We start from the raw sequence: 22,361 nt of genomic DNA on the forward strand, positions 1-22,361 counted from the left end.
CCGTTCCCGCCCATTTTCATGGGCGGGTTCGATATCAGATAGTCGAAACAATGCTTACCGGATGCCCTTGGCCGAAAGTTCCACGACCTGCTTGGCCTTGTCCTTGGTGATCAGGTTCGGGCCCGATGGAACATTACCGCCCGGCATCAAACCGTACTTTGCATTAAGCGCGAGGAACGAGACCGGAAGGTAGCCTTGCAGGAACTGCTGCTGGTCGATGGCGAAGTCCGCCTGTCCCTTTTCAACAGCTTCCAGGAAGCCAGCCGACATGTCGAACGTCGCAACGTGGATTCCGCTGCGACCGCTTTCGGCAGCGGCTTTCACAGCCGGTTCTCCTGCAAGTGTCGCATTGAGCGTCAGGATTGTGTCGACGGCAGCATCAGATGCCAGAGCAGCGCGAACCTTGGCTTCGTTTTCAGCAGGATCGGTCGATGTCGGCAGAACCGTTACATCACCAAAGCCCTCCTTGAAGCCTGCGCAGCGCTGATCGAGCGAGACGTTACCCACTTCCTGGTTGACGCAAATGCCCTTCTTGCCGCCAGCATTCTTCAATGCTTCGCCTGCTACCTTACCGGCATCGAACTCATCCTGACCGACATGCAGCAGAGCGCCAAGCTTCTTCGAGGCATCGGAACCGGAATTCATGGAAATGACGGGAATACCGGCTGCTACAGCACGCTGGATCGATGGTCCAAGCGCATCCGCATCTGGAATGGAAACCACAATACCCTGCGGCTTCTGATTGATCGCCGCATCGATAAGCTGGGCCATCTGCACCATGTCAAAGGTTTCCGGTGCACGATAATCGACCTTTGCGCCCGTATCCTTTGCCGCTTCGGCGACGCCGTTCTTGACGACAGACCAGAACGGATCCGATGCCTGACCGTGACTGACGACAACGATATTAATATCGGCCGCGTGGGCTGCGAAAGACGCAGCCAGCAACGCCACCCCGGCCACTGCCGATTTCAATAGAGATTGCATGTTCACTCCTCCCTTGTCCGGCACTCCCCGCCGGTTTGCGTTAACGCTTTACCTTCCGCCTGCTGTATTCCGGCGCTCCTCCAAGCGTTTTACCCGTGAATACATGCAGATCGTGGATCTTTTCAATAGAATGAAACATTCATAACAAATTCTCGTAGAATTATAATTCCATTTCTGGTAGCTCATGTCAATCGCATAAGCTGCCGACGATATGCTTATTTCCCAAAGGAGTTGCGCAGCACCAAACGCTTCGACCATCGTTTCTGGAGGAATGACAATGGCTGATAGAGCTGAGGTTGTGGTGGCGGGCTTGATCGGGTCCGGCTTCATGGGCAAGACGCACGCCCTTGCGCTCGCTAACGTCAATCGCGTTTTCGACCTACCTATCGATGTGCAGCTTCACACATTGGCCGATGTGAATTCTGAAACGGCGTCAAAAGCCGCAAAACAACTGGGATTTGCAAATGCCACTGGAGATTGGCGGGAATTGATCACCAACCCGGATATCAATCTCATCGACATCACGACGCCAAACCGGTTTCACAAGGAGATGGCGCTCGCCGCCATTGAAGCGGGCAAACACGTTTATTGCGAAAAGCCGCTTGCACCCACCGCTGCCGAGTGCCTCGAAATGACGCTCGCCGCAGAACGGCGAGGTGTTCAGACAGCCGTTGGGTTCAACTATCTGAAAAACCCTATGATAAAACTGGCCAAGGAAATCATCGACAGCGGAGAGCTAGGTGAAATTCGCAGTTTTCGCGGTATTCATGCCGAAGATTTCATGGCCGATGCCCGCATTCCGTGGACCTGGCGGCTCTATCCGGCAGGTGGGGGCGGAGCATTAGCCGATATCGGCAGTCACATCATTGCCGCCGCGCGCTATCTCGTTGGGCCGATAACAACGGTCATGGGAGACGCCGTCACCATCATCAATGAACGCCCAGATAGTTTGAACCTTTCGCAGATGAAACCCGTGGAAACAGACGATGTCTGCCGCGCTTTCGTGCGTTTTGAAAACGGGGCAACGGGCACAATCGAAGCGAGCTGGATCGCCAGCGGTCGCAAGATGCAGCACGACTTCGAAATTTCCGGATCGAAAGGCTCCCTCTTCTTTTCACAGGAACGCTTCAATGAGCTCGACCTGTTTCTCTTTTCCGACAAAAAAGGACAACAAGGCTTTCGCAAGATCTTTGCTGGCCCCGAACACGAACCCTATGGCGCATTTTGCGTAGCGGGCGGCCACCAGATCGGCTTCAACGATCTCAAGACGATCGAAGTTCGCGACTTCCTGTTGGCCATTGCGGGGCAGAAGACCAATCACGCCGACTTCCGCGAGGGTTACGAAGTCCAGAAGGCTGTAGAAACCATCTACGCCTCTTCCCGCGAGCATCGGTGGAAAAATGTCTAGTGGTCTGATTCCGACATTTGTATCCCTCGGATATGAGCGCTGAGCAAATGTCGGAATCAAAAAGACCACTAGTAACTTTATGAATCTAGTGGATTTTTCGAATTTGACGTTTGAAACGAAATTTATATCGGACGGGTATCAAACGTCAAATTCAATCCACTAGCCAATACGTGAGGTCGGATGGACGATGAACTCGCCATCCACCGTCATGATTTTCGCTCGAATACCATAGACGTCGTGCAGCAACTGTGGCGTGAGAACTTTCGTTGGCTCCCCATCTGCAACGATACGTCCCTTGTCGAGCAAAATAAGGCGCGTGCAATGCTGTGCCGCAAGGCTCAGCTCATGCAATGAGGCGACAACAGTCCTCCCCTCTTTTGCAAGTTCGGCAAAACTTTCCATCAATCCAAGCTGATGAGAAGGGTCGAGCCCGGCCACCGGCTCATCGGCGAGTATTACGGGCGTATCCTGCGCCAGAACGCGCGCAATCAGCACGCGTGCCCGTTCTCCGCCGGAAAGCTCGATCGCCGACCGTTCCCGAAATCGGGTAACATCCATACGCTGCATTGCGGTCTCGATGAGCATTTTATCCTGTGCGCTCATGCTCGCAAAAACCGGCTTCAAGGCGGAGCGTCCCAAAGAAACAAGCATCTCCACGGATACCGGCCACGCGACATCACGCTCCTGCGGCAGATAAGCGAGGTTCTGTGCTTTTGTCGAAGCGCTCATGTGGCGCACATCGCCTGTGTCGAGCGAAATTTCCCCGCTGGACCTCACAAGTCCCAAAATGGCGCGCAACAATGTCGTCTTGCCAGCACCGTTAGGTCCGATCAGTCCGATGAATTCACCACCATGCATATCGAAACTTGCCTCGCTGAGTACTGCCTTCCCGCCAAGCGTAACGGAAAGATTCTTTATCGAAAGCGATGTCATACGAGTTGCCTCCGATACTTGAACACAAGCCACAGAAAGAATGGTGCGCCAATGATTGCCGTCAGGACGCCCAGTTTCAGTTCACGTCCCGGCATGACGATGCGCACCAACACATCAGCAGCCAACAATAGGGCAGCCCCGCCGAAACCGCTGGCAACCAGCAATCGTGACGGACGTGCACCGACAAGCGGTCGCAGAAGATGAGGAACCACCAGTCCCACAAAACCGATTGCACCGGCAACAGCGGTGGAAGCACCCACGCAGGCCGCTGTGCCCAGCACGGCAAAAAGCTGCACACGAGCCAGATTGACGCCCATCGTTGCCGCAGCATCAGCCCCCAGTGTCAGACTGTCGAGTGATCGCCCGAGTGCCAGAAGCATCGCCCAGCCAACAAGGATGAATGGTGCGGCGAGAGCCACATGCGTCATCGATCTGTCGGCCAGTGAACCGAGCATCCAGAAGACGATCTCCATTGCAGCAAAGGGGTTAGGTGACAGGTTGAGCGCCAGCGCCGTCAATGCACCGGCGAGACTGGTCACCGCGACACCGGCCAATATGACCGCAAGCGTACCAGCATTGCGCCCCGCCAGAAGCTTGACGAGAAACACCGACACAAAGGCACCTGCAAGCGCGAGGAGCGGCAAAGCCAGCGGGAACAGAAGCGAGAGACCGCTATAAATAGCAATAACAGCACCGAATGACGCGGATGCACTCACACCAAGCAGGCCGGGTTCCGCAAGTGGATTGCGCAGGTAACCCTGCAAGGCAGCACCGGACAAACCAAGAGAAGCGCCGATGAGGAGCGCGAGCAGTGCCCGCGGCAGGCGGATTTCGCGCATGACCAGTACGATCATCTCGCTGTCATCGCCGAAAAGCGCCCTGAGGCTGTCGGTCATACCGATCGCAGCAGGCCCCGTCAGCAACGAAACGATGAAAAGCAAAGCCACAAGCATGGCCAGTCCGACGAGCAGAAGATAGAAGCGGTTCCGTTCAGTCACGCGCCGCCTCCGCAAGTTCTGCCACAGCTTCGACGCTGAATGGCCCACCGCAAACCGTCAGATTATCCGCTATCGTCACCGCCCTCGCCTGTTTTTCAAGCACTCGCAACGCCGGATGTTCGAAATTCTCGAAAGCCAGCGCAGGCGCGCGATCTCTTGAACTACGCACCAGAATATCCGGCTTCTCGAGCACCAGCTTTTCCAGCGGCAGCAGAGCTGAACCGCTGACCCCCGCCTTGTCGGCCAGATTATCAAGTCCGGCAAGACGCACAGCCTCATCGACCAGCGTTCCCCGACCGGATGTGTAACTGTTGGCATAATAAAGCGCGACTGTCTTGCGACGGGTCGGAGGTTGGATTGCCGCCAGAGCGGTTTTCATTTTGTCGATTTCCCGGTCGGCTTCCGCCTGTCTTCCAAGCACCTCACCCATGCGACGCAGATGATCTTCTATATCGCCGAACGTGCGGGCGGGCGCGAACTCTTCCACACGGATACCCAGTCTGCGCAACAGCTCAACCGTTGCTCTCGACGAGAATGTGCCCGCCAGCACGAGATCAGGTTTCATCAGAAAGACTTCTTCTGCCTGCGCATGGTTGACCGGAAGCTCCCAGGCTTTCACAGCCATGACGGATAGTTCCGGGTCCTGCGACAAGTAAGAAACCGATCGCAACTGGCCCTCATTAGCCAGCAACAATGCCAGCTGATCGGTGCATACATTAATGGAAACGACGTGATGGGGAATGTCCCCCGCGTCTGCCGAATTTCGAACGAATAGGGCCAGCCCCGCCGCGAGGCAGAAGCTGGTGATCCATTTTGCGGATGCCCTTTTCATTCTCTGTTCAGCCTCAGAAATTCCGGGTCAATCCGAGATTGATCGTGCGTCCCGGTGCAATATAGCCAGAGCTGGTCTGATAGTCCTTGTCAAAAATATTCTCGACCGAGAACTTCAACTGCGATTGCTTGTCGATGGAATAGAGCGCCACAAAATCAGCCGTCACATAATCTCCGAGTTTCTTGCTATTTGCAGCATCTGCATAACGCGAACCGCCATAGATCAGCCTTGCGGTCAGATCGAGCTTTTCAATCGGCGTGAAATTGACCTCAGCCGCAGCCTTGAAACGTTCGCGATAAGGAAGATCCTTATCCGTATCGTCATCGATTGGCTGCTTCAGGTCGATAGAACCTTTGACGCCCCAGCGATCATCAAAACGATGCGCCAATGTGGCTTCGAAACCCGTAACCTTCGCGCTGGCAACATTATAAGGCAGATAGGATGGTGCGGTGCTCATGATCGCATCGCGCAACCATGTCTGGTAGAAAGCCATATCAAGGCTTGTCGAAGCCGTAGCCTGCCAGTTCAAGCCGATTTCATATGATCGGGACTTTTCCGGCTGCAAATCAGGATTGGCGAAGCCCGGATAATAAAGCTCGTTGAAAGTCGGCGCCCGAAAACCCGTGGCATAGGATGACCGCAAAACAAGGTCCGGCAGAACTTCATAACTCGTACCGAGATTGTAGGTCACGACATCGCCGAACTGCCCATTATGGTCGTAACGCAGCCCGCCATCGAAGCGCAGCGCCTCATACTCCAGCGAATACTGACCAAATACAGCAGCCAGATCGCGGCTGGTTTCATCATAAGCAACGGTGGTGTTGATCTCCTCGCGATAGGCTTCCACACCGGCGGTCACGGTGTGGTTAACCGTGCCGGTGTCGAAACTCTTCTCGGTCGAGGCAAAAACGCCATAACGCTTGGTTTCAAACCGGTCCGAACCGCTCACGTCTTTTCGGAAGTTACGGCTGTTGTCGATACCGGTGCTGAATTCCAGCGTGGATGACCAATCCGCCGTATGATCAATGCGTGTTCCGATCTTGCCCGTAAATGCGGTACTATCGGCCTGGTTCGGTGACGGTGCCTTGGCATCATACTGATTGCGCCCTCGGCTGAGGAGACCGTCCGCATAAATTTTACCCCAGTCGAAATCCTTCGACAGGGCAAAGTTGAACGAGCCCTGCAAGAATCCATCGCGATCTGGTTCATGGCCATAGGCATCCGATGTGGTGAAGTCATATCCTTGCGTGCCGGTTATGGCCGCACCAAAGGCATAGTCGACACCGTCGTTGCTTCTTCCCTGTATGGTCCCGGAAGCATATCCACCCCATGGATGGCTGACACCGGTAGAAAGACTGCCGCACCACGAGCGCTCACCGCAGGCTCCGCCTTGCTTGGTGATGATATTGATCACCCCGCCCATGGCATCGGCACCGTATTGCGCAGAATGAGAACCCTTGGCAATTTCAACACGGTCGATGGAACTCAGAGGAATGTTCGCAAGCGCAGTTGCTCCGGTTGTCGCCGACGCTGTGCGCACACCATTGATGAGAACAACCGTCTGCTTGGAAGACATGCCACGCATGTAAATGTCCGACGACGAGCCCTGCCCGCCGTTCGTCTTTATGGAGATACCGCTATAGGACTTCAGCAACGATTGGAGATCGGGAGCAGCCGACCGTTCGATATCCGCTGAATCGATAACCGTTACAGATGAGGTCGAGCGCTGCAGCGAAGACGCGCGGCGCAATGGCGTAACCACGATTGTATCGAGGACGACACTGTCAGCACCGTTCGGCAGACTTTGAGCAAGCGTCGTGGACGGCAGCGCAAGAACGCTGGCCGATACCAATAAAACAGATGATTTCAAAAGATGCATTTTTCCCTCAACCCGCCGAACCGAAGAACGATACCGGCTTTTCCTCGCACCGCAGGTTGAAGTGATCGTGGCACTGAAGGCCCTTCTTCCCGACGGCAACATTTCAACAATGTCACCGCCACGGACAGCCGCGCCTGGACACACCCCGTATCCATGCATGGGTGACCGGATACGGCAGGTCTCCTGACTTCCGGGTCTTCGCTTCCCCTCCGCCTTCCCGATCGCACCTAATGCTTTCAGTGGCTTTTACCGCTCACACGGCTGTGGAGGATAGCTCTCCGGTTACAGTTGCGGGGGCAGTCGCGGCATCAACCAGAATGGCTTCACCGTGTTCCCTTTTCATCCGCCTGAACAGCGGAACCGTTTCCTGAGAATTGCGATAGCAACATGGTTAAGGATTCGCAACTCCGCTAAAGCACAATCCGGCACAGAAAACTGAATCACATTGGCAAGGAATGGATTCAGCCTCCTGATTTTAAAGAATTTTCCTATCGCAGGAACGCACGGAAACGCTGAAGCGCGAAGTAGAACAGCACAGAGCCAATGACGATCAGCGCCAGAAATTGCGGCCAGACGACACCGAGCCCTGCTCCGCGAAACAGGATCGATTGGGCCAATATGACGAAATGCGTATTCGGCGCTGCCAGCATGATTGTCTGGATGATTTCAGGCATGCTTTCGCGAGGTGTTGTCCCTCCCGAAAGCACCTGCAAAGGCAGAAGCACCAGCATGAGCAGCATTCCGAACTGCGGCATCGAACCAGCCGCAGTTGCCAGAAAGATGCCAAGGCTGGTCGTCGCAAAAAGCTGGAGCGCTGCACCAACGAGAAACAGCGACACCGACCCATAGATAGGAACGGCAAGCAGCCCCTGCACCACGAAAACCAATGCAAATGCCGAGGCAACCAGCACGACCAGCCCCATGGACCAAATCTTGCTGACCATGATTTCAACCGGCGTCACGGGCATAACCAATAGATGTTCTATGGTTCCGTGTTCGCGTTCCCGAATGAGCGCCGCGCCCGTCAGGATGATCGATAACATCGTAACCGATGAAATCACATTGTTGATCGCGCCGAACCAGCCCTTGTTCAAATCCTGATTGAATCTCGCTCTGAGATTGAGTTCAACCGGCGTTTGTGCGCCACCGCGATAGCGATTTAGAAACTCGCCCACCTCACTCGACACAATCGACTGCACATAGCCGCCACCCGTAAAGGCCTGGCTCATTCGGGTTGCATCGACATTGAGCTGAATTGTCGGCGAACGACCCGCCAGAAGATCACGCTGGAAATTCGGCGGTATATTCAGAGCGAAAGTATCAAGCCCCTCATCCATCCGGACATCCATTTCATAGGATGAAATCAGCTTCGGAGGCACGAAATATGGCGGATAAAATGCCGTCGTGATCCGGCTCGAAACCGGCGACTGATCTTCGTCGACAATCGCTATCGCCGCATTGTTGAGGGTTTCGGGCATTGCTTTCGATGCCGTATAGATCGCAAGCGTAAAGGCATAGACAATCAGGATCAGCAGCATCGGATCGCGAGCCAAACCACGCAGTTCCTTCACGCCAAGCTGGAATATGTTAGATATCCGCATCTTAGCTCGCCTGTTTCTTGAGAAGAACGATAGCGAGCGCCATGAGAACCGGCACCGCGATCAACAACGGCAAAAACGAACCTGCCAGATCGGCAAAACCCAGTGCCTTGGAGAAAACCCCGCGAGAAATGGTCACAAAATAAGTCGCGGGATAGATTTTACCGATGAACGCGCCCGCACCTTGCAGCGACGATACGGGGTCAATGATACCGGAATATTGCACAGCCGGAATGAGTGTCAGAAGTGCCGTTCCGAAGATCGCTGCAATCTGGCTGTTCATGAAGGTGGACAGCACCAACCCCATGCCGGTCGCAATTGTGACATAGAGCAGCGCCGCCAGCGCATAAGTCGGAAAACTCCCTGTGAACGGCACCTGGAAAATAAACACCGCAAAGGCTGTCAGCATCAGGAAATTCAAAAATGCCAGCCCGATATAGGGTAACTGCTTGCCAAACAGAAACTCGAATTTCGTCACCGGCGTCACGTAAAAATTGATGATCGACCCCAGTTCCTTTTCCCGAACTACGCTCAATACCGCCAGCATCGAAGGGATCATGAGCAGCAGCAATGGAATCACCGCCGGCACCATAGCTACGAGGCTTTGCACATCCGGATTATAGCGGTAGCGTATCTCCAGATTGAAACTGCCAACATTCGCCGCATTGCCATAAAGCTCACGGGCTTTTTGCGTCAGCCAGTTGGCGTGCATGCCTTGAACATAGCCTTTGATCGTCTCGGCACGAGTGGGCATCGCACCGTCAATCCAGGCAGCAACTTCCACCGGGCGGCCGCGCATGACATTTGCGCCGAAATTTGGTGGTATCTCGATAGCCAGACTGATCTCGCCATCGCGCATTCGTCGGTCCAGATCGTCATAATCGGTTATGGGAACCTGTTCAGAAAAATATCGCGAGCCTGCAATCTGCTGCGTGTAATCGCGGCTGATCGTCGTATCGTCACGATCAAGCACGGCAAACTTCAAATCCTCGACATCCAGGTTAATACCGTAACCAATAACGAACATCAGGATAACGCTACCCAGAATAGCCAGCGTTGCGCGGATCGGATCACGCTTCAGTTCCAAAGCCTCACGTCGTGTGTACGCCAGCATTCGCCGCAGGTCCGGCCACCAGCCTGGAGCCTTCTTTGGATGTGCTTCACCTGCCTCTCCCATTTGATCTGAAATAGCTACCGGCAATGGCGCTGACTGTTCTGTCTCGCCAATAGCGTCCTGCAGATATGCGACGAAGGCTTCTTCCAGAGTTTCAGCATTGCGACTCTTGGTAATCGCCTTCGGCGTATCGCTGATCAGCACCTTGCCCGCATGCATCAGCGAAATCCGGTCGCAAAGCTCCGCTTCGTTCATGAAATGGGTAGAGACGAAAATCGTCACATTGTCCTTGCGCGACAGATCAGCGAGGATTTGCCAGAAAGCATCACGAGCGACCGGGTCCACACCCGATGTCGGCTCATCGAGAATGAGAATATCAGGTGAATGGATCAAAGCCACAGCCAGTGACAGGCGCTGGCGGATACCGAGCGGCAAGGCATCGGGTAAGGAATCCATGACCTCAATGAGATCAAAGCGTTCGGTCAATTCCTTGATACGGCGTTCGGTCAGATCCGGCGCCATATCGAACAATTTGGCGTGGAGTTCCAAATTCTGACGAACAGTCAACTCCGAATAAAGCGAAAACGCTTGCGACATATATCCGACATGGCGGCGTATATCGATATCCTTGGGATCGACCTCTCGCCCGAACAGTCGCGCCGTTCCGTCGCTGGCAGGCAACAGCCCGGTCAGAACCTTCATGGTCGTGGTCTTGCCGCAACCGTTGGAACCCAGAAAACCGAAGATTTCACCGCGCGGAATTCGAAAACTTACATTATTCACCGCAGTGAAGCTGCCAAAACGAACGGTGACGTGTTCTGTCTCAATCGCGATTTCAGCATCCGCACCGAAGTCGCGGTGCGGAATTTCGATATCCTGATGGCCTTTCCGCAATTCCTCCGGCAGGAGCGCAATGAAGGCCGCATCAAGATTTGGAGTGTTGGTGCGCTGCAGCAATTCCTGCGGTGTACCTGTCGCCAGAATCTGTCCATCATTCATCGCGACCAGCCAGTCGAAACGCTCGGCTTCTTCCATATAAGCGGTCGCGACAATGACGCTCATTCCGGGGCGATCCTTGCGGATATCATCAATCAGCTCCCAGAACTGGCGCCGGGATAAGGGGTCGACACCGGTCGTCGGCTCATCGAGTATGAGTAGATCGGGATCATGGATGAGCGAACAGCAGAGGCTGGTCTTCTGCTTCATGCCGCCCGATAGTTTGCCAGCCGGACGATCGGCGAAAGCCGACATACCCGTGCGCGCCAGAAGATCGGCGATACGACGCTCACGCTCTTTTCGATTATGCCCGAACAGCCGTCCGAAAAAGTCGATATTCTCGAACACCGAAAGCGTGGGATAGAGGTTCTTCCCAAGTCCCTGCGGCATATAGGCGATACGGGGATAGGCAGACTGAAGATGACGCTTGTCCGAAATATCACCGCCGAGAACCTCAATGCGTCCCTGTTGCATCGTTCGCGCTCCGGCGACCAACGATAACAGGCTTGATTTCCCGACCCCATCAGGTCCGATCAGACCGACCATGCAGCCGACGGGAATATCAACGTTGACGTTGCGCAGAGCACGCGTCTTCCCATAGGACAGCCCTACGCCTTGCGCCCGGACGACAAAGCTGTCGTCATTGGCGCCAGCTTTGACAGTAGAACCATTCATTTCACGGTTTCCGCGAGATTCTTCGGCCATTCGGCATTGGGGTCAAGCTTGACATAGGCCATGCCCGGCAATCCGGTTTTCACCTGTTGGATATATTTTTGAAGCAGTTCTTGCGGGATTTTAGCCTTCACGCGGAACATCAGCTTCTGGCGCTCTTCCTCCGTTTCTACGGTCTTCGGCGTAAATTGGGCCACATCGGCCACAAAGCTGATCTTTGCAGGAATGACATATTGCGGCGCGGCATCGAGAACAATCCGGGCGTCGGCCCCCATGGCCACCCGCCCGGCTTGCCCCGTCGGCAGGAAGAAAGTCATGTAAACGTCGCTGACGTCTACAAGATTGAGCACCCTCCCACCTGCGGAAAGCACTTCACCCGGTTGGGCAACGCGGTATTGAACACGTCCCGGCTTCGGCGCTCTCAAAGTGGCGTCGTTGATATCGGCTTCAATGCTCGCGATTGCCGCCTTGGCGGCTTCAACCGATGCTTCGGCATCCACGACCTGTGCCTTGGCAGCCCCAATGGCGGCCTCGGTGGCCGCAAGTTGCGCCTTGGCTGCACCGACAGCAGCTTCTGCACCCTGCGCAGTTGCACGGTCATCGTCCAGGACTTGCTGGGAAACCGTGCGCGATTGCGTCAATTGCTGGGAGCGGGCCAGACGGCGCTGGGCGGCATCCAGTTGCGCTTCGCGCTGTGCCACCGTCGCTTCTGCAGCCGTGTGTTCGGCTTCGCGCTGCGTGACAAGACTGCGCGCTGTCTCGATACCGATCTCTGCCCGGCGCAATTGCGCCTCAGCTTGCTTGCGCTGGCTTTCCAGCTGATCCGTATCCATACGTGCAAGAATATCATTTACCTGAACGAAATCCCCTTCATCTGCGAGGATTTCGCGAATGCGTCCCGGGCTCTTCGTCGAAATATCGATTTCAACCGCCTCGATGCGTCCATTGCCCTTGGCGATACCGTCCGGCAACCCATCGCCATTCAGCGTTTTCCAAGCATAGTACCCGCTTGCGGCAAGGACGATAATCGCTCCAGCCAATATCCATTGCTTACGGTTGAAAGCCATAATGAAACACCCTCATTGCCATCGTCGTCACAACGCCGTCTTCAAACGAAGCACCGGCAAGCAGTCGCCGCCTGCAAGGGTTTTGATTGTCCCCACCGCCCCGCCTCCGGCATCTGCCAGAACCTTCTCGGGAATGATATGGAACTACCTTTTCATTTAGCAACCGGTGAATTGGGGGAAGCGATCCAGAATCGCAAACTCCCGGTTAGACCTGCTCTAATCGGAGTAAAGGTTGCCCGCCTTGATTAGGATCAAGAACTGCTAAAATATAGAACAATGTTGCTAGAGACGCGGGTGCTGATTTTATGAAACAGAGGGGAGTAACGCCGACAGCACCCGCTGGCTGTCGATAGACGACGTTACAGAAAGATCGCGCTCATGCGCTCGACAGATTGATTTAGCCGGGGTGCCATTCGAGTAGGGCCTCGGCACCCCGGGTCACCGACTCTGGTGGAAACCGGCAACGATTGTTGGTTAGCACCCACTCAAACGAAGCTCTTTGATTTCAATCAAACAAACAACAATTCCGCAAATCGTCGTCGTTTTTTGCCGTTAGTTTTTCCGGGGCCTGCACTTGCCCCACGTCTTTTTCAGATAGTTCGACACACCTTTCAGCTTCGGGTCGGAGAGGAAACCCTGACGAAAGAGAATGCTCCCTTTCACCTCCGGCAAAGATTCATTGAATTCTAGCTGGCGCTTGATTTCGGTCACGCCCTCGCCCGCCTGCCAACTGGGTTCAAGTGTGGTTCCAGAACCGGCCCGATAGAGTGCCAAACCAATATAAAGATCGGTCTTCGTGCCGCGAACGGTATCGGCCCACCATTTCGCAATCGTCCCGTAAGACACATCCTTGCGGCCAAAGGACCAGTAAATCTGCGGCGCGATATAGTCGATCATGCCTTCTTTCACCCAACGCCGGGTGTCGGCAAAATCTCCGTCATAGTTCGTTTTCCCGGCGCGGGTTGCAGAACCGCGGGGATCGTCCGCAGCGTTGCGCCAAACGCCACTCGGGCTGATGCCGAAACGGACATTTGGTTTGATGGCTTTTATCTTGTCCGAAATCTCCCGCACCAATGTATGGGTATTGTAACGTCGCCATTCGTATTTGCTCGAAAAGCGTGTGCCAAACCGTGCATATGATTTGTCGTCGTCGAGTTTCGACGATGCGGTTTCGTAGTAGAAATAATCATCGAACTGAATCCCATCGACATCGTATTTCTGGACGACCTCTGCCGTCACATTCGTCACCCATTCACGGACAGCCGGAATGCCAGGATCAAGGACGTAACGGTCGGCTGAAACACCGACCCAGCCGGGATGGGACTTGAAAACACTGACTGGCGACTCGTTTGACGAATTCCGCAATTCCTTGCGGGTAGACGGCTTCGTATCCATCGAAACACGGTAGGGATTAAGCCATGCATGCAGTTCTATGCCGCGCTTATGCGCTTCCTGAATTGCAAATTTCAGCGGATCAAAGCCGGGATCTTTACCGAGAGTTCCAGTCAGATAGGACGACCACGGCAAATAGGATGACGGATAAAATGCATCGGCAGTCGGCGAAACCTGAAAGATGACAGCATTGATACCATGCTCAGATGCTTCATCGAAAAGTCTGAGCAGCTCTTCTTTCTGACGCTTTATGCGTTCGGCATCGTCCTCGATACGGGACGAACTGCGTGACGGCCAATCGAGATTGAGAACTGTCGCTATCCAGCTGGCATGAAATGCATCGCAGTCGAGGGGCATGAAATCGTTCCGTCTAAACAACTCGTCAGGCAAGGGTTTGAAATGGTTCTTTAACGCATCAGAGCGCCGTGGGTCCATTTGGACGCACAAAGGTCGCTCTAATTTACTGAAATTACGCATCGTGCTTTCCAAAAAATCGATCCCGATTTTTGGCCCGATGCTGTAGCTTAAAGATAGAAAAGCAACAGCGAGGGCAGCATGTACAAGAATATTCTCGTAACCACCGATGGGTCAGAATTTGCAGAGCGCGGGCTCGTCCACGCATTTAAACTGGCACGAACAGTCGGCGCGAAGGCGACGGTGCTGACTGTCACCGCTCCCTATTCCGTTTCGGGGCTTCCTGGCGGCTGGACTGATAGCCCTGCCTTCATCGAGCGCTTCGAACAAGAATGGAACGAGTATGCCGATAAATCCCTCGCTCGTGCGCGCGAACTGGCGGCTGAAACGGAAGTCGAAGTTCATACGCTGCATGTGGTTGCGCCACATCCGGCGACATCAATCATCGAAACTTCTAAAGAACTGCGCAACGATCTTATCGTCATGGCTTCCCATGGTCGTCGCGGACTGAAAGGTATGCTTCTTGGCAGTCAAACCTACGAGGTCCTGACGCGCAGCAACACACCGGTTCTAGTGGTAAAATAAAGCCACATCGAAAGGGCCCGAAATTATCGGACCTTCTTCCTTTTCAGCCAGTCTGGTGACCCGTCGCGCTTTCGATATCGATACGGAAGAAGATCGGTTCAAGTTTGCGTTCGTGTCCGTCCTTCGCGACCGTCTTTATGTATGCCGGTTCCCACCAGGTCGGTTCCGAAGCCATAAGCGCGACGATCGCATTTTTTTCGTCATCACCATCGATTTCCCGATAATGACCGTTCAGCACAACGGTGCGCCAGTTTGTCCGGGATTCGATATGATCGAAAAGAATACAAACTGCATCATTCTTGCGCAGGGCCTCGGTCTTCTGCCCATCGGTGGTAAAAGAATAGAGCGAGCCGCCGCTGAACCGGAAACTAAGCGGTACGATAAACGGGCGATTTTCGAGAACATAAGCCAGCCGCCCGAGATGGGTGTGCTGTATCATGTCCCGGATATCGTATTCCGACATTTCCCTGATCATCATGGCACGCCTCCGTTGTTTGTTTATCTGCCAACAAACTAACATAGGGCGGGCCTACAGCTTTGACTGCAATCAAAACACAAGCAGAGCTAATTTATCAGACGAACAAACGCCCTTCCGCGATCTTGACCGCCGTGCCTCCAATCCTCGCTCCTGTGAGCTGCTGCTTGGCAACGTCCAGTTCGAGACGGATCCGCGAAGGTCGCCCCATCTCCATTCCCTGCTCGATCCACCACTGCGAACTGCCGTCAACAGGTTTGTCGTTCTTCTGGATCATGCCTGCAAAGGCGGCTGCAGCCGAGCCCGTAGCCGGATCTTCATAGACATTCGCCCCCGTTACAAACATGCGCGCATGGAAATTGCTGTCGAACAAAATCGTTTCGCGGCAATAGACGTAAATCGGCAAAGGTCGGCCATCGACGTGTGGGAGGCTTTCGTTCACATAGACCGGGTCAATGGACACTTTTGCTGCGGCAATCAGATTGTGAACCGGCACGAGCAGATAAGGTGTACCCGCGCTCCAGACGCCAGGCACATGGTTCTCAAATCCGATCTCATGTGTACCGAGACCGATCGCAGCAGCGGCCTCCTCTTTCTCGACCTTGACATCAACTCGCTCTGGCAGGCGGGGCAAATCGAACTCGGCGAAGGCGCTATTCTCTCCCAATATCACACCGCAGCGAACAATACCGACCTTCTCTTCCAGAGCCACGAGCCTGTCGGTCTCATCACCCGTTTTACGACGGCGAGCCAGCGACACGGCAGCCCCTACTGTCGGGTGCCCGGCAAAGGGAAGCTCATAATCAGGCGTGAAGATACGCACCGCCGCTTCATGTGCGGGATTGTTCGGGGGAAAAATGAAAACCGTTTCGGAAAGATTGAACTCGCGTGCGATGGCCTGCATACGCGCATCGGTCAAACCTTCGCTATCATGGACGACAGCCAGCGGATTTCCAGCCAGAGCCTTGTCGGCGAAAACGTCGAAAACCTCATAGAATCTGCCGGAAACGGCGGCGTCATTCATCCCTTATTCTCCCCTCGACCTACACACAAAACCGACTGCGAGGTCGGTTTCACTCCAATGTCTCATGCTTCGCATTGTCTGCGAGCATAGCCAATTTCGCGCCGCTGTCATCTGCAAGTCTGGCCAAGCTTTAGAGATTGTTGAAATGCCAGTCGGCAAATGCTCGCACATAGGACGGTGTTGCGTCTCCCATCGTTTGAGCTGCCTTCACTGGTATGATCTCTGATAGTTCCGGTTCTTCCTCCGCAGAAAGATATCGTTCAATCCGTGATACCAGATCGGTTGACGGTGCATCGAAATAATAACGGCGGAAAAGCGCGATGCTACGGTTTCCTGTCACAAGATTGATCTGTCGCTCCGCACGTGCGTCAAGAAGATCAAGACCCGTTTCCTCGCGAACCTCCCGTTGCCGATTGGCGTCATAATCGACAGCTCCATCGACAATGTCATTATCATCCACTGAGCCTGCCGGAAAATAGACCCTTCCCGCCCCGGCATTTTGTGTGCTCATACGCCCGGCGATCAAATGTCCTTCGCTCGAGACAATCACACCGACACCGAAAATGTGCCACGGACGTTCCTGCGATACGTCATGCCGCCAGTGCATCAGCGTTGCAAAACTGGTGCGCTTGAAGCCGGCCTGAAACATGCCGCCAATCAGTTCTGCGTGTGGTGCCAGATAGAATTCGCCATCGAACAAAGTGGGGTTGGCTGCCCGCTCACGTGTCCAGTTCGAAGCAATCGCTTCGTGGTTATCCACGGTATATGATAAAGGACCGGGCAGTACCCGGACATCGGCACTGTCAATAATGTGGACAGTATTTTCCCGAACCTGCTTCATCGCTCAAACCATGTTCAATGTCACTGCAACCGGACAATGATCGCTTGCTTTCGGGCGATCCCAACCTGTTCTAGGATAACGCTCGATCTGCTGATCAGGTGGAAAAATCGTGCGCCAAGGCTGGCCACGCCGAATGATATTCGGAACCGCCTTCTCATTCTTCTTCGCAAAAGAAGGCGATGCCATGATGTAATCAAGCTGGCAAAGATGACGCTCCTGCGGCCCGCGCGTATGGTAAAGCGTCCAGCGGTCCATAACGGGACGGCGCTCGACCAGATTGACCGCAAACCCGTCGGCTAAGAGCACGTCCAACGCACTTTCTTCTTCAACCATTGGCGTGAACTGATAGCCGTTCAATTCATCGCCCCCGATAATGATCCGCTCACGATAATCATTGAAATCACCACAAATCAGCCAGCGGCGATCTGCAACATTGGATGGTCCGAACTTATCTTCGATGATACGGCGCATGGCGCGCGCCTCTGCGCGTCGCACCGGCAGAGATGCTGTCCGTCCGTCAAATCCGTTGCGCGCGCCCGTCATCGATTTCAGATGCGTAACGAAGAGCGATATGGGCTTCCCGGCAATGCGGATATCCACATTCAGGCAATCCCGCTTGAAGATTCGGTCATGGGGTTCCAGCCCAAGTTCCCCAAGTACGGGCTCGTAGAGGCCAAAATCATTATAGGTTACATAAGCATAGCTGGTGACTTCGTCGACTTCGATGGGCTGTCCGTCCCGTGTCGTGTCGCGCATCATAACGGCAACATCTATGCCGCGGCTGTCATTGCCATCTATGAGATATTTATGTCGGAAACCGTGGCCTATCATCTTGAAAAGATAGCCATATTCAAACGCATTCAACGCCGCCAGATTATCCACCTCTTGCAGGCAGAGAATATCAGCCCGCGTTTCGGCAATCGCCAGAGCCGTCATCTGGCGTGTGTCGTCTGCGTGCGCCACAGCGCGCGCCTGCTCAAGAAGGCGATACTGCGCCTCATCGTTGATCTCGAACAATTGCAGGGTGCGATCCTGATGCAATTCATTGCGAAAGCCGGAAAAATCAAACCGGCGCATCAGATTTTCGACATTGAAAGTAGCTATGGTAAACATGTCTTCGCAATCTCTCTGCTTGCTGGGCGATTGGCAAGAGGATGATTTCCGAAACCAATAAATTTCTGCCGAAGCGGTGACTTGGATATAAAGTATACCCATATATCGGGAGAACGATGATTAAAGCGAGCTGAAACGATGCGAAAAATTGTGCGCCTGACGATACTGACAGGGCTATTCGTTGCAGGCATTGCAAGTGTGGGTTCAGCCGTCGAACTGCGTAACAGCCAATATCTTCCCTCGCTGAAACCGAGCGGACCGTTGATTATCGGCGGTCAGGCGGGTGCCAATCGCACAGATCCGAGCGCTCGCAACTGCTACGGTTCAACGCTTTGCCGGGAAAGTGGAACTTATATCACCGAACATGGCGTATTAAACTACAAGAACGGCGATACTCTGCAATATCGACGCACGATGCAGCCACCGACCGCAGGCGCGCGCCCCAGCAGCAATCATATCCAGTGGTGTTCAAATCGGTATCGCAGTTACCGAACATCCGACAATACATTCCAGCCGTTGGCTGGTCCCAGGACAGGCTGCAATTCGCCATTCCAGTAAGAAAAAAGCCGGGTCTGAACCCGGCTTTTTTATTTCCACCAACCTAGGCGGCAGCGGATTTCGTATGAGCACGTATCAAACGACCAAGGCGCTTGATGCCTTCATCGATCATCTCATCGTTGGCGCATGAATAGCTGAGGCGCAGCGTGTTGGCACCGCTGCCATCAGCAAAAAATGCCCGCCCGGGAACAAACGCCACTTTCTCGCTATCAATGGATGCAGCAAGTAGCGCTGCGCCATCCATGCCTTCCGGCAGCGTGACCCAGATGAACATACCGCCTTCAGGCTTCGTCCAGCTTGTGGTTTCAGGCATATATTTCGCCAGCGCTTCGAGCATCTTGTCGCGACGGTGCTTATAAACCTTGTGCAGCTTCGCGACCTGAGTACCAAAGCCGCTGCTCGCAACACGCTGAATAGCGATCTGGTTGATCGTGGACGAATGAAGGTCCGCAGCCTGCTTCATGAGAACAAGCTTACGAATGACTGGCTTCGACGCAACCACATAGCCGACACGCAAACCCGGAGCCAGCGTCTTGGAGAAGGAACCGCAATAGATGGTGCGGGTCTTCTCGATGTCACTGCCATTGCGGGCAATGTCCAACGCCAGAATTGGCGAAATCGCATCGCCATTGTAGCGAAGATACTGGTAAGCCGCATCTTCGATAACCGGAATATCGAGCTCATCAGCCTGTGCGAGCAGTTTCTCACGACCGGCAAGATCGACGGTTTCCCCTGTCGGGTTGCTGAAATCGGCAGACAGATAAGCGAACTTGACCTGACCGCCGGCTTTCTTGGCAGCCTCTGCATAGGATTCCGGCGTGCGGTTGCCGTTGATCGCCAGCATATCGTAATTGGGCTCGTAAGCGTTGAAAGCCTGCAGCGCGCCAAGATAGGTCGGTGCGGTCACCAGTGCTGTGTCGGCGGGCGACAAAAACAGCTTGCCCAGATAATCGAGAGCCTGCTGCGAACCCGATGTGATGAACACATTGTCTTCCGTGCAGGGAATGCCAATCTTGGCAAGTTCTCCGACCAACCAGGTGCGCAGCGGCTTGTAGCCTTCCGAAACGGAATATTGCAGCGCTGCGTTGGCTTCTGGACCCGTAAGAATGTCCTTATAGGCTGCCTGGAATTCTTCGTGCGGGAAAAGAGCCGGATCAGGAATTCCGCCCGCAAACGAAATAATATCTGGGCGTTCCAGAAGCTTCAGCAGTTCGCGGATTTCCGATGCGCGCATACGTTTCGAGCGCGTTGCAAATACATTTTCCCAGTCCAACACGGGAAATCTCCTCAATTAGACTATCCGTACATTTTACGGAACTTGTAATAGCTAAGTCTCCTCAAAACTTGGCTATTGGATGTGAAGCTCTAGCGCACTTTTCGGCAAGCGAGAACAGCTTTTCCCATGCTTCTATGGAATAAAGATATTCGGAATTGTTTTGGGCCTCAAAGTGCACGAAACGAAAAATCTGGCACAGAATTTGGGTTCTTTTCGTTCGCCTTACGTTGACGATCAACCCGGCCATAGAGTGCCAACTACGAAGGGGGCGCAAGAAGCGCCCCCTCTTTTCGACCTTCATCGAGGCCGAAAACCAGATGGCATTCTGGTTCTGGCGCCCATGTCATTTGCAGACGGCCAGAACCTGAACCCCGCCGATTTTAGTTGCGAGCCTTGTCGACAAGCTTGTTCGCTGCGATCCATGGCATCATGCCGCGGAGCTTTTCGCCAACTTCTTCGATCTGGTGGCTATCGTTGTTGCGACGGATGCCCTTGAAGCGAGCAGCACCTGCGCGATATTCCTGCATCCAATCGGAAGTGAACTTGCCGGTCTGAATGTCTTTCAGAACACGCTTCATTTCTTCCTTGGTTTCGGCGGTGATGATGCGCGGACCAGTGACGTATTCGCCCCACTCTGCAGTGTTCGAGATCGAGTAGTTCATGTTGGCGATGCCGCCTTCGTAGATCAGGTCCACGATCAGCTTCATTTCGTGCAGGCACTCGAAGTAAGCCATTTCCGGCGCGTAGCCAGCTTCAACGAGAACCTCGAAACCGGTGCGGATCAACTCAACCACGCCGCCGCAGAGAACAGCCTGCTCGCCGAACAGATCGGTTTCGCACTCTTCCTTGAAGGTAGTTTCGATGACGCCTGAACGACCGCCGCCAACGCCCGAAGCGTAGGAGAGAGCCAGATCATGAGCATTGCCCGAGGCATCCTGATGAATGGCGATGAGGCAAGGAACGCCGCCGCCCTTCTGGTATTCGCCGCGCACCGTATGGCCTGGGCCCTTCGGTGCGATCATGACGACGTCAACCGACTTCTTCGGCTCGATGAGGCCAAAATGCACGTTGAGACCATGAGCGAAAGCGATTGCCGCGCCATCACGGAGATTGTCGTGAATGTGTTCCTTGTAGATGTCAGCCTGTAATTCGTCAGGCGTTGCCATCATCATGAGATCGGCCCACTTGGCGGCGTCAGCAACATTCATCACCTCGAAGCCGTCAGCCTGTGCCTTCTTCGCGGTCGCAGAACCTTCACGAAGGGCCACACGCACGTTAGCGGCACCGGAGTCTTTGAGGTTCAGCGCGTGGGCGCGGCCCTGGCTGCCATAACCGACGATAACCACCTTCTTCGACTTGATCAGGTTAACGTCTGCATCCCGATCGTAGTAAACGCGCATTTCCTTATTCCCTTCGTTCAGATTGTTCTTCGGCTTCCTTGCGTCCACCGATGTGATTAGGCCCCATAGAGGGCGAAAAACTGCTTGGTGGCGCGCCGGGCGTCCCGGATGACCACGTCGTCAGTCAGTTCGAGATGGTCGCCAAGCAGCAACCGTATTTGCATGTCCCGGACGACAAGCCCGAAAAACGTGCGAAATGCCTCATCGATATCGTCGAAGGCCAGCAAACGTGCCTCCTGCCCCATATGGAGAATGGGCTTGAGGCGCTTGGCCATGGCCACAGGACCGTTGGCCAGCACGATATCACCTAATGTGGACTTGCCGGACGCCGCATGGCTGACCGCCAGCCGGTTCAGGGCAATGGAGGTTTTTCCCGACAGCACCAGCAGCCAGTCGCGCGCGAAATGTTCCAGGCTCGAAAAAAGAGATTCCGCATCCAGCTTTTCACGGGTCAGCGGAACGACGCGAACTTTCGATGCCTGCCAGCGAACCATTGCCGTCAACAGACCGTCGCGATCGCCAAACCATTTATAGAGGCTTTCTTTCGAGCAGTTGGCGGCACGAGCAATACTTGCCGTCGTCAAAGCGCGGTCCCCGCCTTCCACTAGAAGGCGCAACGCCTGCTCCAGAACATCGTTCTGACGCGGCGAAAGAGCCTGCTGCTTTTGAGCCTGCATTTCGTCGCTGGTATCAGTCACGGGTCTTTTCCTCCACCTTGTACCGTACGGTACGGTTCCCAATTCATAATTACTGTTTCTTCAGCGGTCAAGCATGTTTTCAAAAATTACGGTCGCCTAAAGCG

The 22,361-nt window shown here is 54.3% G+C and carries 19 protein-coding genes and 1 riboswitch; of the genes, 3 read left to right on the forward strand and 16 right to left on the reverse strand.

Features of this window, described 5'->3' with window-relative positions; all coding sequences use genetic code 11:
* Positions 1-54: 54 nt before the first annotated feature.
* The gene (locus AC1RHM_RS03150; RefSeq protein ID WP_012091817.1) at positions 55-984 is read right to left on the reverse strand and encodes a sugar ABC transporter substrate-binding protein; all 930 of its coding nucleotides are present in this window, start codon (positions 982-984) and stop codon (positions 55-57) included.
* A gap of 277 nt (positions 985-1,261) precedes the next feature.
* Here AC1RHM_RS03150 and AC1RHM_RS03155 point away from each other — a divergent pair, with 277 nt between their 5' ends.
* On the forward strand, positions 1,262-2,392 hold the full coding sequence (locus tag AC1RHM_RS03155) for a Gfo/Idh/MocA family protein (RefSeq protein WP_010659797.1): 1,131 nt from the start codon (positions 1,262-1,264) through the stop codon (positions 2,390-2,392).
* A 159-nt stretch (positions 2,393-2,551) separates the two neighbouring features.
* Here AC1RHM_RS03155 and AC1RHM_RS03160 read toward each other — a convergent pair whose 3' ends face one another.
* The 8 genes from AC1RHM_RS03160 to AC1RHM_RS03195 form a co-directional block, all read right to left on the reverse strand.
* Complete coding sequence (locus tag AC1RHM_RS03160) at positions 2,552-3,325, reverse strand: ABC transporter ATP-binding protein (RefSeq protein ID WP_010659796.1); 774 nt, start codon at positions 3,323-3,325, stop codon at positions 2,552-2,554.
* Entirely contained in the window at positions 3,322-4,323 is a 1,002-nt protein-coding gene (locus AC1RHM_RS03165) for a FecCD family ABC transporter permease (protein ID WP_010659795.1), read from the reverse strand. Before AC1RHM_RS03165 ends, AC1RHM_RS03160 begins: the two co-directional genes overlap by 4 nt.
* Positions 4,316-5,155: an ABC transporter substrate-binding protein gene (locus AC1RHM_RS03170; protein WP_010659794.1), complete on the reverse strand. Its 840-nt coding sequence runs from the start codon at positions 5,153-5,155 to the stop codon at positions 4,316-4,318. The genes AC1RHM_RS03165 and AC1RHM_RS03170 overlap by 8 nt, the downstream gene beginning before the upstream one ends.
* Before the next feature lie 13 nt (positions 5,156-5,168).
* On the reverse strand, positions 5,169-7,034 hold the full coding sequence (locus AC1RHM_RS03175; RefSeq protein WP_010659793.1) for a TonB-dependent receptor domain-containing protein: 1,866 nt from the start codon (positions 7,032-7,034) through the stop codon (positions 5,169-5,171).
* A gap of 156 nt (positions 7,035-7,190) precedes the next feature.
* A riboswitch (cobalamin riboswitch) is annotated at positions 7,191-7,414 on the reverse strand.
* 108 nt (positions 7,415-7,522) lie between these two features.
* A complete protein-coding gene (locus tag AC1RHM_RS03180) occupies positions 7,523-8,635 on the reverse strand; it encodes an ABC transporter permease (RefSeq protein ID WP_010659792.1) in 1,113 nt (370 codons plus the stop codon).
* Position 8,636: 1 nt separating this feature from the next.
* On the reverse strand, positions 8,637-11,417 hold the full coding sequence (gene rbbA / locus AC1RHM_RS03185) for a ribosome-associated ATPase/putative transporter RbbA (RefSeq protein WP_010659791.1): 2,781 nt from the start codon (positions 11,415-11,417) through the stop codon (positions 8,637-8,639).
* The gene (locus tag AC1RHM_RS03190; protein ID WP_010659790.1) at positions 11,414-12,481 is read right to left on the reverse strand and encodes an HlyD family secretion protein; all 1,068 of its coding nucleotides are present in this window, start codon (positions 12,479-12,481) and stop codon (positions 11,414-11,416) included. The genes rbbA and AC1RHM_RS03190 overlap by 4 nt, the downstream gene beginning before the upstream one ends.
* A gap of 552 nt (positions 12,482-13,033) precedes the next feature.
* Positions 13,034-14,230 carry a glycoside hydrolase family 10-like protein gene (locus AC1RHM_RS03195; protein WP_010659789.1) on the reverse strand — a complete coding sequence of 399 codons (1,197 nt, stop codon included), beginning with the start codon at positions 14,228-14,230 and terminating at the stop codon, positions 13,034-13,036.
* 198 nt (positions 14,231-14,428) lie between these two features.
* On the opposite strand from AC1RHM_RS03195, the gene AC1RHM_RS03200 reads away from it, so the two are divergent.
* A complete protein-coding gene (locus tag AC1RHM_RS03200) occupies positions 14,429-14,872 on the forward strand; it encodes a universal stress protein (protein ID WP_010659788.1) in 444 nt (147 codons plus the stop codon).
* 43 nt (positions 14,873-14,915) lie between these two features.
* On the opposite strand, the gene AC1RHM_RS03205 is transcribed toward AC1RHM_RS03200, so the two are convergent.
* The 4 genes from AC1RHM_RS03205 to AC1RHM_RS03220 form a co-directional block, all read right to left on the reverse strand.
* Positions 14,916-15,350 (reverse strand): pyridoxamine 5'-phosphate oxidase family protein, encoded by a 435-nt coding sequence (locus tag AC1RHM_RS03205; protein ID WP_010659787.1) that lies wholly within the window; start codon positions 15,348-15,350, stop codon positions 14,916-14,918.
* 94 nt (positions 15,351-15,444) lie between these two features.
* Entirely contained in the window at positions 15,445-16,371 is a 927-nt protein-coding gene (locus AC1RHM_RS03210; protein ID WP_010659786.1) for a PhzF family phenazine biosynthesis protein, read from the reverse strand.
* Between the two features lie 130 nt (positions 16,372-16,501).
* Complete coding sequence (locus AC1RHM_RS03215) at positions 16,502-17,212, reverse strand: NUDIX hydrolase (RefSeq protein ID WP_010659785.1); 711 nt, start codon at positions 17,210-17,212, stop codon at positions 16,502-16,504.
* Positions 17,213-17,215: 3 nt separating this feature from the next.
* Entirely contained in the window at positions 17,216-18,325 is a 1,110-nt protein-coding gene (locus AC1RHM_RS03220) for an endonuclease/exonuclease/phosphatase family protein (protein ID WP_492332479.1), read from the reverse strand.
* A gap of 138 nt (positions 18,326-18,463) precedes the next feature.
* Between AC1RHM_RS03220 and AC1RHM_RS03225 the strand changes: the two genes are divergently transcribed.
* On the forward strand, positions 18,464-18,883 hold the full coding sequence (locus AC1RHM_RS03225; protein WP_010659783.1) for a BA14K family protein: 420 nt from the start codon (positions 18,464-18,466) through the stop codon (positions 18,881-18,883).
* Positions 18,884-18,926: 43 nt separating this feature from the next.
* On the opposite strand, the gene AC1RHM_RS03230 is transcribed toward AC1RHM_RS03225, so the two are convergent.
* The 3 genes from AC1RHM_RS03230 to AC1RHM_RS03240 all read right to left on the reverse strand — a co-directional run bounded on the left by AC1RHM_RS03230 (position 18,927) and on the right by AC1RHM_RS03240 (position 22,257).
* A complete protein-coding gene (locus AC1RHM_RS03230; RefSeq protein ID WP_010659782.1) occupies positions 18,927-20,159 on the reverse strand; it encodes an aminotransferase-like domain-containing protein in 1,233 nt (410 codons plus the stop codon).
* Between the two features lie 380 nt (positions 20,160-20,539).
* The gene (ilvC, locus tag AC1RHM_RS03235) at positions 20,540-21,559 is read right to left on the reverse strand and encodes a ketol-acid reductoisomerase (protein ID WP_010659781.1); all 1,020 of its coding nucleotides are present in this window, start codon (positions 21,557-21,559) and stop codon (positions 20,540-20,542) included.
* Between the two features lie 56 nt (positions 21,560-21,615).
* Entirely contained in the window at positions 21,616-22,257 is a 642-nt protein-coding gene (locus AC1RHM_RS03240; RefSeq protein WP_010659780.1) for a TetR/AcrR family transcriptional regulator, read from the reverse strand.
* Positions 22,258-22,361: the final 104 nt, after the last annotated feature.

The organism is Brucella sp. GW823-FHT04E01 (genome assembly GCF_058796175.1).